At 44.1% G+C, this 16,898-nt stretch carries 15 protein-coding genes; 6 read left to right on the top strand and 9 right to left on the bottom strand.

Translation table 11 applies throughout. The features are described from left to right. The first annotated feature begins 50 nt into the window (after positions 1-50). From purE to FD973_RS09690, 3 genes are read left to right on the top strand one after another with little or no spacing between them, the layout of a single operon-like run. Positions 51-545 carry a 5-(carboxyamino)imidazole ribonucleotide mutase gene (gene purE, locus FD973_RS09700; RefSeq protein WP_215323290.1) on the top strand — a complete coding sequence of 165 codons (495 nt, stop codon included), beginning with the start codon at positions 51-53 and terminating at the stop codon, positions 543-545. A gap of 4 nt (positions 546-549) precedes the next feature. Continuing rightward, positions 550-1,734: a 5-(carboxyamino)imidazole ribonucleotide synthase gene (locus FD973_RS09695; RefSeq protein WP_215323289.1), complete on the top strand. Its 1,185-nt coding sequence runs from the start codon at positions 550-552 to the stop codon at positions 1,732-1,734. 2 nt (positions 1,735-1,736) lie between these two features. Further along, on the top strand, positions 1,737-2,831 hold the full coding sequence (locus FD973_RS09690; RefSeq protein WP_215323286.1) for an L-threonylcarbamoyladenylate synthase: 1,095 nt from the start codon (positions 1,737-1,739) through the stop codon (positions 2,829-2,831). Here the strand turns inward: FD973_RS09690 and dacB are convergent. The 4 genes from dacB to FD973_RS09670 all read right to left on the bottom strand — a co-directional run bounded on the left by dacB (position 2,777) and on the right by FD973_RS09670 (position 8,290). Continuing rightward, positions 2,777-4,282, bottom strand: a complete 1,506-nt coding sequence (dacB, locus tag FD973_RS09685) for a D-alanyl-D-alanine carboxypeptidase/D-alanyl-D-alanine-endopeptidase (RefSeq protein WP_215323284.1) — start codon at positions 4,280-4,282, stop codon at positions 2,777-2,779. The two genes, FD973_RS09690 and dacB, sit on opposite strands and share 55 nt — an antisense overlap. Before the next feature lie 109 nt (positions 4,283-4,391). Beyond that, a complete protein-coding gene (locus FD973_RS09680; protein WP_215323282.1) occupies positions 4,392-6,818 on the bottom strand; it encodes an ATP-binding protein in 2,427 nt (808 codons plus the stop codon). A gap of 6 nt (positions 6,819-6,824) precedes the next feature. Further along, positions 6,825-7,448 (bottom strand): response regulator transcription factor, encoded by a 624-nt coding sequence (locus tag FD973_RS09675; protein WP_215323281.1) that lies wholly within the window; start codon positions 7,446-7,448, stop codon positions 6,825-6,827. Next, positions 7,448-8,290 carry a diguanylate phosphodiesterase gene (locus FD973_RS09670; protein WP_215323280.1) on the bottom strand — a complete coding sequence of 281 codons (843 nt, stop codon included), beginning with the start codon at positions 8,288-8,290 and terminating at the stop codon, positions 7,448-7,450. Before FD973_RS09670 ends, FD973_RS09675 begins: the two co-directional genes overlap by 1 nt. Positions 8,291-8,606: 316 nt before the next feature. On the opposite strand from FD973_RS09670, the gene FD973_RS09665 reads away from it, so the two are divergent. Beyond that, entirely contained in the window at positions 8,607-8,897 is a 291-nt protein-coding gene (locus FD973_RS09665) for a co-chaperone GroES (RefSeq protein ID WP_072582790.1), read from the top strand. Positions 8,898-8,925: 28 nt separating this feature from the next. Continuing rightward, the gene (gene groL / locus FD973_RS09660) at positions 8,926-10,578 is read left to right on the top strand and encodes a chaperonin GroEL (RefSeq protein ID WP_215323279.1); all 1,653 of its coding nucleotides are present in this window, start codon (positions 8,926-8,928) and stop codon (positions 10,576-10,578) included. A 91-nt stretch (positions 10,579-10,669) separates the two neighbouring features. Here groL and FD973_RS09655 read toward each other — a convergent pair whose 3' ends face one another. From FD973_RS09655 to FD973_RS09640, 4 genes are all read right to left on the bottom strand, one after another. Further along, positions 10,670-11,878: an HD-GYP domain-containing protein gene (locus FD973_RS09655; RefSeq protein ID WP_215323277.1), complete on the bottom strand. Its 1,209-nt coding sequence runs from the start codon at positions 11,876-11,878 to the stop codon at positions 10,670-10,672. 151 nt (positions 11,879-12,029) lie between these two features. Further along, entirely contained in the window at positions 12,030-13,397 is a 1,368-nt protein-coding gene (locus FD973_RS09650) for an NAD(P)(+) transhydrogenase (Re/Si-specific) subunit beta (RefSeq protein WP_215323275.1), read from the bottom strand. A 33-nt stretch (positions 13,398-13,430) separates the two neighbouring features. Then, complete coding sequence (locus FD973_RS09645) at positions 13,431-13,769, bottom strand: proton-translocating transhydrogenase family protein (RefSeq protein ID WP_068320920.1); 339 nt, start codon at positions 13,767-13,769, stop codon at positions 13,431-13,433. A gap of 24 nt (positions 13,770-13,793) precedes the next feature. Continuing rightward, positions 13,794-14,924, bottom strand: coding sequence for a Re/Si-specific NAD(P)(+) transhydrogenase subunit alpha (locus tag FD973_RS09640; protein ID WP_215323270.1), 1,131 nt, complete (start codon positions 14,922-14,924; stop codon positions 13,794-13,796). A gap of 176 nt (positions 14,925-15,100) precedes the next feature. On the opposite strand from FD973_RS09640, the gene mnmA reads away from it, so the two are divergent. Beyond that, positions 15,101-16,234, top strand: a complete 1,134-nt coding sequence (gene mnmA, locus FD973_RS09635) for a tRNA 2-thiouridine(34) synthase MnmA (protein WP_215323269.1) — start codon at positions 15,101-15,103, stop codon at positions 16,232-16,234. Between the two features lie 37 nt (positions 16,235-16,271). Here the strand turns inward: mnmA and FD973_RS09630 are convergent, their stop codons facing one another. Continuing rightward, positions 16,272-16,886 (bottom strand): glutathione S-transferase N-terminal domain-containing protein, encoded by a 615-nt coding sequence (locus tag FD973_RS09630; RefSeq protein WP_215323268.1) that lies wholly within the window; start codon positions 16,884-16,886, stop codon positions 16,272-16,274. Between the last annotated feature and the right edge of the window lie 12 nt (positions 16,887-16,898).

The following is a 16,898-nucleotide window of genomic DNA, read 5'->3' as shown; positions in this document are numbered from 1 at the left end:
AGTTACTCTTGGGAGTTCGCAGTTAATTTTTGGGGTATTTGGAGGAGTAAATGAGCAAAAAGCCAATCGTCGGAATAGTAATGGGATCCAATTCAGATTGGGACACCATGCAGCATGCGGCTCAAATGCTCGAACAATTCGGCATTGCTCACGAAGCTAAAGTACTCTCCGCCCATCGTATGCCAGATGACATGTTTCAGTATGCTGAAAAAGCCCAAGCTAACGGTCTACAAGCAATTATCGCTGGCGCAGGCGGTGCCGCTCATTTACCGGGCATGCTCGCTTCAAAAACAATTGTTCCTGTCTATGGCGTTCCAGTCGCTAGTAAATATTTGCGCGGTGAAGATTCTTTGTATTCGATTGTTCAAATGCCTAAAGGAATTCCGGTTGCAACATTTGCGATTGGCGAGGCGGGTGCTGCTAATGCTGCTCTTCATGTCATTGCGGGTTTGGCCTTGCATGATGCTGCCTTATCTAAACGATTAGAAGATTTCCGTGCAAAGCAGTCTGATACAGCACGTTCTATGAATTTGCCGGGATATTAATTAGATGGTCGATCGTTTGGAACCCATCTTGCCGGGTTCGTATTTAGGAATTTTAGGTGGCGGTCAATTGGGTCGTATGTTTACTCAAGCTGCGCAAGCTATGGGTTATAAGGTTTGTGTTTTAGATCCTGGATCAGACAGTCCTGCTGGCTCTATTGCTGAAAAATTCATTCAAGCTGATTACACGGATAGTGCCGCATTAAAAGAAATGGCTGCGTTGTGCTCATCAGTAAGCACTGAATTTGAAAATGTTCCGGCTCAAGCGTTGGATGAATTAGAGGCCTTGGGTGTTTTTGTGGCACCCCGTAGTAGTTGTGTCTCTTTGGCACAAAACCGTGTGGCCGAGAAAAAATTTTTAGCGACCTGGAAATCAGAAACGAATATAGGTCCAGCACCTAACTTTGTGATTGAGCATGATGCTGATATTGCCCATGTCTCCGATGAGCTTTTCCCAGGAATTTTAAAAACTGCTCGCATGGGTTATGACGGCAAAGGTCAGGCAACTGTTTATACCGTAGAAGAATTAACTACAGCGTGGAATGAGTTTGGGCGCGTGCCATGTGTTCTAGAAAAGCGCATGGATTTAGATTTTGAAGTATCAGCTTTAGTTGTGCGTGGTTATGATGATGCGGTGGTGGCTTATCCAGTCTCGCAGAATATTCATCGAAATGGAATTTTGCACACCTCAACAGTGCCTGCACCCTCACTCAAGCCAGTTCAAGAGAAAAAAATTATTGATGCAGCAAAAGCGCTGATTCGAAAGATTGATTATGTAGGTGTGCTTTGCGTTGAATTTTTTGTATTAAAGAGCGGTGATATTGTGGCCAATGAAATCGCGCCACGCCCGCATAATTCCGGACACTACACCATGGATGCTTGTGTTAGTAGTCAGTTTGAGCAGCAAGTAAGGGCGATGGCTAGACTGCCTTTGGGTGATACCCGTCAACTTGCACCCGTATCAATGTTGAATCTTCTTGGCGATCTTTGGTTTGAGGGTAGTGAAGATAAGGCTCGTGAACCAGCTTGGAATAAAGTGCTGGCTCACCCTGATGCCAAATTGCATCTTTATGGCAAATCCGCACCGCGTATTGGTCGAAAGATGGGGCATATTAATTGTCTTGGTGAGGCGTTGAACGAAGCTCGTCAGAACTGTGCAGCTGTTGCTACTGAATTAGGTATTGAGCCCTAGAAATGTCTAGCGATAGTGCGCCACTGCATTCTTCTGCAGTGATTGATGAAGCGGTTCAAACCTTGCGAAATGGTGGATTGGTCGCCATACCAACTGAGACTGTTTACGGTTTGGCTGCTGACGCTAGAAATCCTGAAGCTATTAAGAAAATCTTTGCCGCTAAAGGGCGTCCTTCAAATCACCCATTAATCGTTCATTTGGCTGCTCCCGATAAATTTGATCAAACGCAAATTGATTGGGTTGCATTATTGGCTCCTTGGGCGCGAGATGTTTCTGAAGATGCCTTAAAGCTGATTAATCAATTTTGGCCAGGACCTCTTACGCTTGTTTTTAAAAAGGATAAAAGCGTCTTAAATGAGCTGACTGGTGGGCAGGATACAGTGGCAATCCGCGCTCCTGCACATCCAATAGCAAAAGAACTATTGCGTAAATTTAAAGGTGCAGTTGCAGCGCCTTCGGCCAATCGTTTTGGCAAGGTTTCACCTACTAGTGCAGCTGATGTTCGAGAAGAATTTGAAGGTATGCTCGATTTGATGGTGCTGGACGGTGGAGATTGCAAGGTTGGGATTGAGTCAACGATTGTTGACTTCTCTTCTGGTGAGGGGGCTGTGCTTCTTAGGCCGGGCGCCATTACTCCGGGTGAGATTCTGTCTAAGACAGGCGTAAAGGTATACCTACCTGGAGAAAATAAAACGAGTAACGAAGAGAAAGTTCTTCCTAAGGTATCTGGAAGTCTCAAAGCCCATTACGCGCCAACTACACCTTTGCGTTTATATGCATCAGGTCGTGTCTTAGATGCATTAAGTGAATTTCCTGACACTAAATCTCGGGTTGCAGTTGCGGTTTGGGATTCCGAATCTTCTCTAAGTCATGATGGTCATCCATCCGCCCGTTTTGAAGAGGTGGAGGTATCAAGCGATAGTACTGTTTTTGCAAGTCGTTTGTATCGATGTTTACGTGACTTGGATCAGCAGGGCTGGGACTTAATTTTGTTTCCTGAGCCACCAGCTGGTGAAGAATGGGATGGCGTTAGAGATCGACTTCAGCGCGCATGTTTTGGTTCTGGACCATCCTCTAATAACCACGAGAGCAATTGATCATGGGCCTCTAAGCCTCTCCAAGCATTGGGGTGGTTAATGAATGAGGTTACTGCGTACATCTTGCCAGATTTACTCAACACGTAACCCGAGATTGCCCTGACATCTGCAAGCGAGCCCGTTTTAATTCTAGCTTCAGGCTTTTTCTTTAGATGCAAGAACTTTCGTAATTGAGTCATCAGGCGATTGCGCATAGTGCCGTCAGTGCCGGCAATCGGTAGGCTGTTATAGAAAATATCGCCCACGGGTAGGTTGCGAGCTGTCAACAAGAGTTGGTTCATCTGATTGGCTGAGATAGCCTCGTTGCGAGATAAGCCTGAGCCGTTTTCAATAACAAGCCCCTGAAATTCCAAACCATTTTGTTTAAGCCAACTCTGGATAACCATCTCTCCATTGGCAGTAGTAGCTGGCTTTCCCATTTTCTCCAATGCTAATGTGAGAAGAAGTTGGCGTGCCATCACATTATTAGAGTACTTATTAATATCAAGTACATCATCTGCCAATCGAATGCCCTCAAACTGTAAGAGCAATCTTGCTGCCAAAGGTACGGTTGCATTCTTGCCAACTGGGGGCCGAGTCCAGGTGCCACCAGCCAATTCCCAGGCGGCTGCAAATCCTTGAGTTAAAAAAGTATTTGCATCTAGGGCAACGACGTTAAAGTTCACTCCCTTGCAGGAACTTGGGAATGCGCCTGAAAATTGGGCAGTGAGGGGTTGGTCGGTATTGCTTATGCCCTCAGGATCCAAATTAAAACGAATATTGCTTTTCCAGTTATCGCATGAGCGGTCTACTAACTGCATTTGATTTGATATTTTTAACTGGGAGAGTGCAGGGGAATAGCTAATATCAATGAAGTCGGCGGTTCGTGATTTTCCTAGCTGAAATGAAAGCGTTCTAAATGCATAAAGCAATGGGTCTGGGGGAGAGTTATAAGCTCTTAAGGCTTCACCATCAATCGTGTTATGTTCCATCACACTTGGCGCATAAGCACTTCGATCAAAAAATAAGTTTCCATCTATTTTTTGTATACCTAAGGCTTGAAGGTCTTTCATCATCTTAGCCAGCTCTTCTGGAACAAGCTTTGGATCGCCGGTTCCCTGTAAATACAAATTGCCTTTGAGAGTGCCTTGACGAATGAGGCCATCGGTATATACATTCGTGCGCCAACGGTATTGAGGTCCCAATATATCTAGACCAGAGAGCGTAGTAAGTAGCTTCATTGTTGAAGCTGGATTCATTGGATCGTTAGCGCGCCAGTCTAGAACCTTTTTGGCCGTATGTTTCCCTGCGGGACCTGGTTCAATCTCCACTACAGCGGCGCTAAATGTGTCGAAAGGTATTTGATTGCGCTCTAGGCTACTGGTAACTGCCGAAGGAAGTGGCATTGTGCTGCGGCGATCATTTGCGCTTGCTGAGTATGCGAACAGGCACCAACTTGCTACTAAGAGCATTCTTGTTAAAGTGAGGGGCGACTTAAATGATGAATACATTAGTAATAGGATAAACCCAGTCCCTATATAGGAAGAGGTTTATGCTTTACCAGTCGCTTTAGGAGTGAAATTAGCTTAAGGGAATTAGCAGCATTTTTTGTTCAATTAACTGATTCTCTGTTTCCAGTAATTGAATAAAGGCGCTTACTTTACAAGGTAAATTGCCTTCATTCTCGAGAGCGGAGATGGACCGAATAAAGTTCTTAAATTCTAAAATCTGAGCACCCCCTTTAACTTTATGAACCAAAGCAGCAAAGGATTCCTCGCTTACCTCATCTGATTTCAGAATTAATAGTGTTTCATCATGAACTTTTTTAATTTCTTCGAGGATGGCTAATAAGTATTCTGGTTTCTTTTCAAGCATTTGTGAGAAAGTCCCACCAAGATACTCTCCCAAATATTTTGGGGGCTTTGATTGGGATTCAATTGCGTCACAAATGAAATGCCTTGAAATTTCATTGTCTAATGTTTGCAAGCTTAAAGGTTTAATCAAAACGCCATTCATGCCTGCAGCAAGAAATTGATGACGTGAATCAAGAGCATAAATATCAGCTGTAATACCTATGATTATTAGATCTTGATAGCCTAAATCACGAATGTATTTAGCTAGGTCAGAACCTTGCATTCCAGGTATGGATTGATCAGTAAGAAGGAGATCAAAATGATTTTGCTTAAGTAGCTCTATCGCAGTAGAGGCGTTCTCACAAACTGAAGCTTCAATGCCTAATGCTTGAAGTTGCAGAGAAATAATCTGACGACTTGCGGGGTGGTCCTCTACTACTAAGGCTTTTATCGGATTCTCATAACTTTGAATATTCTTAGATGTCAGCTTCCTAGAAGTATTCGCATGTTCTAAAGTTTTGCATCCAGTGGCAGCTATGCCAGTACGTGGGAGGGCGACACAAAAATGAATGTTGCTGCCAAGTCCGGGCGCACTCTCAAAATATAGCTGGCTATTCATAGAGGTCACTAAATGATTGGTAATGGTTAAGCCTAAGCCAGTTCCGTTTGCTTGTTCGCTATGCCCCGGTATTTGTTCAAAAGCTTGTAGTGCAATTGCAATGTCTTCTGTACCCATGCCAACTCCTGTATCAATTACTCGGAACTCAATGAGTTGACCAGCGTGGTCATCTGCTAGCACGTTAATTGAGAAGTAGATTTCACCTTTTTCTGTAAATTTGATCGCATTGCTAATAAGGTTCTGCAGTATTTGCCGCAAACGCAAGGAATCAAATAGCAACACTTCTGCAATACGGGGATCCTGAATGGTGAGTAACCTTAAATTTTGCTTTTGGGCAACCGTTGAGAATGCTGAATCAATGTTATTGATCAAGGCCTTGAGATTGCAGGGCTCAATATTGAGGGTGAGTTTGCCTGCCTCAATTTTTGATAGGTCTAAAACTTGATTCAGAATTCCTAAGAGAGATTCTGCTGAAGAATGTGCACTGGTGAGTAAAGCTTTTTCATTTTTAGGAAGTGGACTGTTAAGTAATAGCTCCTGTACGCCCAAAATGGCGTTCATTTGAGTTCGGATTTCATGGCTCATGGTGGCTAGAAAGGCAGACTTGGCGGCATTGGCATTTTCTGCCTGTTCTTTTGAAGAAATTAGCTGCTCAGCCTCCTGTTTTTGAAGGGCGTGTTTCTGATGAAAGCGCCAGAGCAAACTACATCCGAGAATCAGAATGCCAAAAGTGGAGAGCCAGGGTAAGGCAATCACATGGGGTTGAGGAGCTGTGTCAAAAGCGGCTTGATTGAGGCTAAATATTTGACGTGATTCAATTGGATCTAGGTTGCTTAAGAATCTGTCTAATACGTCATGTAGAGCGCTGTCTTGATGTGAGATAAGCCAACGGTACTCAAAAGGTTCTCTACTATATAGGCCATCAATCCGCAGTTTGTCGCCATTGAATTTTTTTGCCAATTGATGCGCGAGGCGAATTGGCAGGACAAGCGCTTCAATATCTTTCTTTAGTAAATCAAAAATGAGTTTATCTATATGACTAGAGATATTGGCATATGTGTTTTTTGGTGCTGGAGGATTTTCAAAACCTCGATCAAAGTAGGCAACATTATGCGGATTAATTGCGAGAGAATTCTTAGGCAAATTGGTCAGAATGACATCGTGACCCCAAAAAATTGCCTCGGATAGTGATCCAAATTTAAGATACTCATCGTCGAGGGAGGGTGGATCAATAATGAAATCAACATCACCGTTTGCAATTTGTTGCAATCCTTCTTGTTCGCTCTTGCGCCATTTGGGTAAAAACTCTTGCTGAGTCATTTCACTAAGCTTGCTTAAAAGTCCATGAAATACTCCATATTCACCTTTTTCATCGGCCTCTAAATAAGACGCATATTTTTCGTGAATGCTAAATTTGACTACAGGGTGGGCATCGATCCACTGTTGTTCCTTTTGGGTGAACGTATTCGCAGAGGCGTTGCTGATGAACCCATTTAGTAGGGTTAACAGAGCAATTCTGACAATGGATCGATGCATTCTTACTTAGCTTTCAATAATGTTGTTCATGCGACAGAACAAGATAAGATCAGCAATATTGTTTATGCCTAATTTGTCAAAAACTCTTGTTTTATAAGTTGCTACTGTCTTATTGCTGATATGTAGCATGTCGGAAATTTGTTGATTGGTATTTCCTTTGCCTAGGTACTTCATCACCTGTAATTCTCGGTCAGAAATTAGAGCTAGCTTATCGTTATCACTTAATGAGCTATTTCCATTTTTGCCATGAGTAAAGAAGTTGTAACCTTGGGAGATGGCGACGCAGGCTGCCAGGATGACATCAGCCCCAGCAGTTTTATTGACAAATCCATGGCCGCCTAAGGAGCGTACTCTTCCCCCATAGACAGCCTCATCCATGCTTGAGAGAATCAACATCCGAACATCTGGGTACATCAATCCAATGCGTCGTATGACATCAAACCCATCAGTCTTTGGCATATCTAGATCCAGTATCACCATATTGGGATTAACCTCTTTCATGGATCTGAGGCATTCCTCCCCGTTCTGAGCCTGTCCTGCTATTTCAAATAGCAACTGATCTTGCAACATACTTTTAAGAGCCATCAGCATTGCTGGATGGTCATCTACCAACATCACGCGTTTTCTCATTACTTGTCTCCATTTTGGTTTAGGTGTTGATGAGGGTGCAGCGAAAAAATGGCTTTAGCGATACGACTATCGTTAATTTGAAGCATTTGATGGCGACTTACTGGGGACATCATGAGTCCACCATAAGCATGGTCGGCAATCAGCGAGGTGGCGTTTTCTAAATCATTTATCAGCCCAATATTGCTTGCATAAATTTGTGTTGCTGAGTAGGGGGATTCTCTTAATTGAGAAAGGACATTGCTGGCTAGTACGTGTTCACGCATTTGCTTCATATCAATATGAACACCCTCCATTTGCATTTCCTTAATCCACCGCAGTTCGTCAACATTTCCTGTGAAATTCAGGTGGTGAAGCAAAACACCAAGACGTCGCAAGCGAAGAAGACCTTCTTTGCAGGCATCTGAAATATCAATTTCTGGTGTAGACCAAATTCCGACGGCAACCAATCCAACTGGAAGGCGTGAATTCAGGATTAACTCACTCATTGCATCTATATATTTACTAGAGGCAATTGCATGTATAGGCATTGGCAGTATTCCAGGGATTAAGCGTCCACTGCGATACCAATATGCAATAGTGTCTAGGCCTTCCATAAACAGACGTAGTAATTGCATATCCGTGGCATTAAGAAGCGGCCTAAATAAAGATCCAGTCAGCTTTTCTCCCTTGCAGTTAAATATGGGTTCATGACTAATCGCTTGTCGCTTGGACCAGGATTGGTGTTCTTCAAGGGCTTGGCTACTTATGCCAAGCCATGGATCGCCACAGGCGTCTCGTACTTCTTGGAAGGGTTTGTTCTTCCATGCCTTTACAAGCGTGTACAGCCGGGATTTCGGGCTCATCAGCATTCTCCAATCGGTGACTATCCAGTCTAGGCAGGACGAATTGGAGGGGTAAGGGCTTTAGGCTTATTTATCTGTAGGAAATGACCTACCAGCCTGTCCACAGTATATCTAGGGGCTTAATCCTTAAAGAATTTATGGTGATATGCCCTTGAAATAGTGGGAATCACACCTATATAATCAGCACTCCCTATCAGCGAGTGCTAAAAGGGTGATTTATTCATAAATCACTACTGACTTGCAGGTATTGAGATTTTAAAGCATTGATTTATATAGTTTATTTAATTAGTTAACACTTACTAACATAGGAGAAGAGATGAATTTGCGTCCCTTACATGATCGCGTAATCATCAAGCGTTTAGATCAAGAATCAAAAACTGCTTCCGGAATCATTATTCCTGACGCTGCTGCAGAAAAGCCTGATCAAGGTGAAGTATTGGCAGTAGGCCCAGGCAAGCGCGATGACAGCGGCAAATTAAACGCACCAGACGTCAAAGTGGGCGATCGCGTTTTATTTGGCAAATATGCAGGCCAAACAGTAAAAGTTGACAGTGAAGAACTCATCGTGATGCGTGAAGACGACATCATGGCTGTTGTACAGAAGTAATTTCGGTATTTAAGAGAGGAATTTAATCATGGCAGCAAAAGACGTTGTATTTGGAGATAACGCCCGCACCAAGATGGTCGAAGGCGTGAATATTCTTGCTAACGCGGTAAAAACTACATTGGGACCTAAAGGTCGTAACGTGGTGATAGAGCGTTCATTTGGTGGACCAACTATTACTAAAGACGGCGTATCCGTAGCTAAAGAAATCGAACTGAAGGATAAGCTTCAAAATATGGGCGCGCAGATGGTTAAGGAAGTTGCTTCTAAAACTGCTGATATCGCCGGTGACGGTACTACCACCGCTACAGTTTTGGCTCAGTCAATCGTACGCGAAGGCATGAAATATGTTGTTGCAGGCCATAATCCAATGGACCTCAAGCGCGGTATTGATAAGGCTGTTACTTCCGCAATTGATGAGCTTGCAAAAATCAGCAAGCCTTGCACCACCACTAAAGAAATTGCTCAAGTAGGTTCTATCTCTGCGAACAGCGACCACAGTATTGGTCAGCGTATTGCAGAAGCAATGGAAAAAGTAGGTAAAGAAGGTGTTATCACGGTTGAGGATGGTAAGTCTTTAGAGGACGAACTTGAAGTGGTTGAGGGTATGCAGTTTGACCGTGGTTATCTCTCCCCATATTTCATTAATCAACCAGAAAAACAAGTTGCTGTATTGGAGAGCCCATACATCCTCTTGTTTGATAAGAAGATTGCAAATATTCGTGATTTGCTCCCAGTGCTTGAGCAAGTAGCTAAATCTGGTCGTCCATTGTTGATCATTGCAGAAGACGTTGAAGGCGAAGCCTTGGCTACTTTAGTTGTGAACAACATCCGCGGCATTATTAAGACTTGTGCTGTTAAGGCTCCAGGTTTTGGCGACCGTCGTAAGGCAATGTTGGAAGATATCGCCATTTTGACTGGCGGCACAGTGATTGCTGAAGAAATTGGTCTCACACTTGAGAAAACAACTCTTGAGCACTTGGGTCAAGCGAAGCGTATCGAAGTAGGTAAAGAGAACACCATCATTATTGACGGTGCAGGCGATGCCAAAGCGATTGAAGCTCGCGTGAAGAACATTCGTGTTCAGATCGAAGAAGCAACTAGCGACTACGATAAAGAAAAATTGCAAGAGCGTGTGGCTAAGTTGGCTGGCGGTGTTGCAGTGATTCGTGTTGGTGCTGCTACTGAAGTGGAAATGAAAGAGAAGAAAGCTCGTGTTGATGATGCATTACACGCAACTCGTGCAGCAGTTGAAGAGGGTATCGTTCCTGGCGGTGGCGTAGCATTAATTCGTGCGATGCAGGGCATCAAAGGTTTGAAAGGCGATAACGCTGATCAAGATGCAGGTATCAATATCGTATTGCGCGCTATGCAAGAACCATTGCGCACTATCGTCAGCAATGCTGGTGAAGATGCTGGTGTAGTGGTTAATGCCGTGCAAGCAAGTACTGGCAATAATGGTTACAACGCAGCTACTGGTGAATATGGCGATCTAGTTGCACAAGGTGTTATTGACCCTACTAAGGTAACTAAAACTGCATTAGTTAATGCAGCCTCCGTTGCTGGTCTCTTGTTGACGACTGATTGTGCAATCTCCGATGCACCTAAGGATGAGTCTGCTGGAAGCGGCATGCCTGATATGGGTGGTATGGGCGGCATGGGTGGTATGGGCGGCATGATGTAATAGCCCTAGCTCTTAGCAATTTTGCTGTAGAAACAAAAACGCCTGGTTCAAAAGACCAGGCGTTTTTCATTTATATTTATATACACTTTAATTAATTCTCAAGTCCCGTTCGCGGATGCGCGCTTAGGGCCTTAAATACACCTCTCTCATGAAGTGATTTAACAGCATTTACTACATCAGGATCATACAAAGTGCCTGATTTATTGAGAATCTCAGAAATCGATTTTTCTAGCCCAACAGCAAATCGATAGGGTCGATCTGTTGCCATAGATTCAATGACATCAGCTACCGCTAGAATCTTAGCCTCGAGCAAAATCTCATTATTCTTGAGGCCAAAAGGATAGCCCGAGCCATCTACTCTTTCATGATGTTGTCTAACAATGGTGGCAATTGGAAGGGGAAAAGGTATGTCTTTTAATATCTCATAGCTTTTTTCTACATGCTCTTTGATTACAGCAAACTCAAGAGCACTTAACTTGGTTGGTTTAGTCAAGTACTCAATGGGTACGGATATTTTTCCAATATCGTGAACTAAAGCAGCCAATTTGACACTTTGTATTGTTTCGTGGGCGAGCCCGAGTTCTTTTGAAATTTCTACTGCAATATCAGCAACCCTTTTTTGGTGACCAGCTGTGTATGGGTCTCGTAGCTCGAGAGTGGTAGCAATTGCTGATATTGCTAGTTGAAAGGAATTTAAAAGCGCTTCTTGAAGTTTGACCTTTGAGAGAGTTTCCTCTCGTAGTTTTTCTTGTTGTTTTAAATTATTGATTCCATAAGAGAGCTCTTCTGCAAGAACCTCAAATAATTTAGTTTCAGCTTCGCCAAAAGTGTTTGGTTTGCTTGCGTAGACGATGAATATTCCTTGAGGGGTATTTTCCTCATATAGTGGAATTGAAATACTGCTTCTAATGCCGTTATCTCTCGCCCTTTTAACCCATGCACCATAGTTTGTTGCTGACTCAGAGTCACTTAGGATGATAGGTCTACGTTCTCGAATTGAAATGCCCGTTGGTCCTTGGCCGAGCGCATCATTTTCATCCCAGCTTAAAGATAGACCTTCTGCATACTTATGAGCGCTACCTGCTTTACCAACAATCTTGATGGTTTTGCTCGGAGGTTCTTCAAAAAGACCTACACAGGCCAGAACATAGGGAGGCTGGTTCGTAATTCCTTCGCAAACACCGCTTATTAATTCATCTATGGATTTTGCGCGAATAAGAACACGAGAGGCGTTGACGTATGCTGCCAAAGCCCACACTCTTTTATCTTCTTTAAATTGACTAATAAATTCGGGGGTCATGGGATGTGAAACTTATCTAAGAGTACAGCTCATATTAATCCCAAGGGGGTGATTAATATGATTTACCAGCCTAATACCCCTTATTGGGGAATATGAATTATTTTTAGGGTGATATTAAAATAAGGCCCTACAAAGTAGGGCCTTATTTGAATTACTCAACAGCCTTGACCATATCCTCTACGACCTTCTTTGCATCGCCGAAGACCATCATGGTTTTATCCATATAGAAGAGTTCGTTATCTAAGCCAGCATAACCAGCTGCCATAGAGCGCTTATTAACAATAATTGTTTTTGCTTTAAATGCTTCCAAGATTGGCATTCCAAAAATTGGACTACCTGGTGTGCGTGCAGCAGGATTCACCACGTCATTGGCGCCAAGCACTAAAACTACATCAGCCTGACCAAAATCACTGTTGATATCTTCCATTTCAAATACTTGATCGTATGGAACTTCCGCTTCAGCCAAGAGTACGTTCATATGACCAGGCATACGACCAGCCACTGGGTGGATGGCATATTTCACAGTGACGCCATGATGCGTCAACTTCTCAGTCAATTCTTTCAATGCGTGTTGAGCGCGTGCCACTGCTAAGCCATAACCAGGAACAATGATCACTGTATCGGCATTTTCCATGAGGAAAGCTGCGTCTTCAGGTGAGCCTGTTTTGTAATTCTTGGGGCCACCATCATCGCCACCGCCTGCCGCTGCTTCGGCACCGAAACCACCGAGAAGTACAGCCAGAATAGAGCGATTCATCGCCTTACACATAATGTATGAGAGGATGGCGCCAGATGAGCCTACGCAAGCACCAGCAATGATCAATACTGGGTTATTTAGTGTGAAACCAATTCCTGCTGCCGCCCAACCGGAATAGCTATTAAGCATCGACACAACTACAGGCATATCGGCACCGCCGATAGGAATGATTAATGTCACACCTAACACCAATGCAATTGCGCACATACCCAAGAAGGCTGCATGGCTATCTGTCATGTAGTAAGCAATACCAGCTCCTACCATTGATACAGCCAAAATCAGGTTGAGCAAGTGTTGACCAGAAAAGCTAACTGGCTTACCGCTAACTTTGCCTGACAACTTGCCGAACGCAATTACAGATGCGGTGAAAGTAATCGCACCAATAAATGCGCCAATGAAGAGTTCGATCTTTTGTGCGCCGGTATGGGCATGTGCTGGATTGAATACTGCAGCAATTGCAATTAATACTGCTGACAAACCAACAAATGAGTGCATCAATGCAACCAACTCAGGCATCTTAGTCATTTGAACGCGCTTAGCAGCAATCGTTCCGATGATCGCGCCACCCACAATAGCAACCCCAATTAGAGAGATCACTGGCTTGAAGTCGGGAATAAAGAAGGTGGTAATGACTGCTAACAACATGCCAATCATGCCGAAGGTATTGCCTTGGCGTGAAGTGGTTGGTGAAGATAGGCCACGCAAAGCGAGGATGAACAACACCGATGAAATGAGATAAGAAATAGCGGTTATGTTTGACATAGTTTTGGTCTCTTTATAGGTCTTGTTCTAGATTTATTTAGTTCCAGCCGCATCAGCTTTTGGGGCTTTTTTCTTGAACATTTCAAGCATGCGACGGGTGACCATAAAGCCACCAAAAATATTGATAGATGCGAGAAACACTGCAATAGCACCAATGATGCTAGTGAGTGTGATTTCATCGCCACCGATAACTTCAGTTTGTAGCAATGCACCAACGATGATGATGCCTGAAATGGCATTAGTCACCGCCATGAGGGGAGTATGCAATGCGGGAGTAACGTTCCAAACAACGTGATAACCAACAAAAATGGCTAATACGAATACGGTGATGTTTTGAACGGTGAGGATGCTTTGAAAGGCAGCGAGATCCATAATGTTTCCTTAGTATTTTTGCTTTTAGTTTTTGCGGATAGCTTGGCCATCGCGACACATTAAGCAAGCTGTAACGATATCGTCATCGTTTGGAATTACCAGCTTAGCTTCTTTGTCCACAATGAGCTTCATGAAATCAAGTAAGTTACGTGCGTAGAGTGCAGATGCATCTGCACCAACCATGCTAGCTAAGTTTGTATAGCCCACAATTTTTACGCCATTCACATCGATCACTTTATCTGCCTGCGTCAGTGGACAATTGCCTGAACCGTTATCGCCTTTGCCTGCAGCCAAGTCAATCACTACAGAGCCAGGTTTCATATTGGCAACGGTATCGCTATGCAACAAGACTGGAGGTTTACGTCCAGGAATCAATGCAGTAGTAATCACAATATCAGCCTGTTGAGCGCGTTCAGCAACCAAAGCAGCTTGGCGCTTCATCCATGCTTCAGGCATCGGGCGAGCATAACCGCCTACGCCCTGAGCGATCTCACGCTCTTCATCAGTTTCGTAAGGAACATCGACAAATTTGGCGCCCAATGATTCGATTTGTTCTTTAGCGGCAGGACGTACATCTGATGCCTCAATCACAGCACCAAGACGTTTTGCGGTTGCAATTGCCTGTAAACCAGCAACGCCAGCACCCAAGATGAGTACACGAGCTGCTTTAACAGTTCCTGCAGCAGTCATGAGCATTGGCATAAAACGTTGGTACTCATTAGCGGCAACCATGACTGCTTTGTAGCCAGCAATATTTGCTTGCGAGGATAAAACGTCCATGCTTTGGGCGCGAGTTGTACGTGGAGCAGCTTCTAAGGAGAATGCAGTAATACCTTGTGCTGCCATGGCTGCAATCATGTCGTTATCAAATGGGTCGAGCATACCTAGAAGCACAGAACCAGATTTAATCTGCTGCAATTCAGCTGCTTCGGGGGCGCGTACTTTGAGAACAATTTCCGCGCCGAATGCATCAGATGCGCTACCAATAGTTGCGCCTACAGCTTCATAGGCCGAATCAGGTTGGCTAGCTTTTACCCCAGCATCCTTCTGGATGACAACAGTATGACCTTGTCCAATGAATTTTTTTACGGTTTCTGGTGTGGCGGCTACTCGAGTTTCCCCAGGCCTTGTTTCCAGTGGCACTCCTATGCGCATGGCATGTCTCCAAAAGCAAAATTTATAAAAAATCTATTTTAATTAGATAGGCGTTTTTACACCTATCTACTTACCCCTACGTCCGCATGCTTGGTTTTTGCCCTAAATCCTGTGAATACGGGCTAAGACTTCTACAATATGGCTTAACAGCTTATATTGGATTTTCGCATTTTTTGATGACTTCGCTCAATTCTTCCTCAAACCCACCCTCCCAGGCCAAAAAAGTCGTTATTGGCATGTCTGGTGGGGTAGATTCGTCTGTTGCAGCCTGGATGCTTAAGCAGCAGGGTTTTGAAGTGGTTGGCCTTTTTATGAAGAATTGGGAGGATGACGACAATGACGAGTACTGTTCGGCGCGTCAGGACTGGTTAGACGTAGTTTCGGTAGCCGATATGATCGGAATTGATGTTGAGGCAGTTAATTTTGCTGCTGAATACCGTGAACGCGTATTTGCTGATTTTTTGCGTGAATACGCCGCTGGGCGAACGCCTAACCCAGATGTTTTATGTAATGCTGAAATCAAATTTAAGGCTTTCCTCGATCATGCTATGAGCCTAGGGGCAGACGCTATTGCTACGGGCCACTATGCACGTGTAAGACATCAGGGTGGCAAAGTGCAGTTATTGAAAGCTGTTGATGTTAGTAAAGATCAAAGTTATTTCTTGCACCGCTTAACGCAGCAACAATTAGCGAACGTCATGTTTCCACTTGGTGAAATTCCAAAAACGGAAGTCAGAAAAATTGCCGAAAAAATTGGCTTACATAATGCAAAAAAGAAGGACTCCACTGGCATTTGTTTTATTGGTGAGCGTCCTTTTAGAGAATTTTTAAATCGCTATCTACCACGAGTTCCAGGCCCGATTAAAACGACAGAGGGAAAGACTGTTGGTGAGCATATGGGGTTGGCATTTTTTACCTTGGGTCAACGCAAGGGGATTGGTTTGGGTGGTAGTCAAGATGGCAATGGCGATGCTTGGTACGTGGCACGCAAGGACGTTCCTAATAACACGCTCTATGTAGCACAAGGCCACGAACACTCATGGCTATTGGCTCACAGGCTTTCTGCAATGGATGCAAGTTGGATCTCTGGCGTAGCGCCAACACCTGGGAACTATTCAGCCAAGACGCGTTACCGTCAAGCAGATTCAGCATGTACGTTTAGCGCGAATGAAGAAGTTTTAAGTTTTGACTTAAGTTTTCCAGATGCGCAGTGGGCAGTAACACCTGGGCAATCTGCCGTTCTTTATGACGGAGATATTTGTCTTGGTGGCGGAATTATTTCCTCATCAGTTGCATCTATAGATGTCTGATACAAAAAAGCCAATCAGTTTTGATTGGCTTTTATCACTACGCTGCAGGTGGTTCCGTTTCAATAAAGGAAGGGCGCTGCAATAACTTTTGATACAAGTTATTTAAATTTGGATATTGCATTTGCCATTTCACTTCAGGGAAGCGGAATAGCAAATAACCTATTGCGCAACCAACGGCAATGTCGGCTAATGTCATTTGATTGCCATGACACCAAGCATTTTCACCAAGCCGTTCCGACATTTGACGAAGGGCTGCATCAATTTTTCCCATTTGGCGGTCATACCAGGATTGACTTTGTTGCTCCGCCGGACGTAAGGTGCGCTCCAAGCGAGCCAATATTCCGGCATCCATGACACCGTCGGCTAGGGCTTCCCAGGTTTTAACTGAAGCCCGTTCGCGGTTATCTGTTGGAATTAGCTTACCAACAGGGCTTAGGCCATCAGCATATTCGGCGATGACGCGAGAGTCATAAATAGCCTCTCCATCATCTGAAATAAGGCAGGGAACCTTCCCGAGGGGGTTATTTAGGGAAATTTTGGTGTCTGCAGCCCAGACATTCTCTAGTTCGAGGTCAACATCAACCTTTTTCTCGTTAAAAACGATGCGTACTTTGCGTACGTATGGGCTAGTAAGGGATCCGATTAGTTTCATGGGCTCAAGTAT

This window comes from Polynucleobacter sp. MWH-Braz-FAM2G (assembly GCF_018687635.1).
Taxonomy (GTDB): Bacteria; Pseudomonadota; Gammaproteobacteria; order Burkholderiales; family Burkholderiaceae; genus Polynucleobacter.
This window is presented reverse-complemented; position numbering and strand designations above follow the sequence as displayed.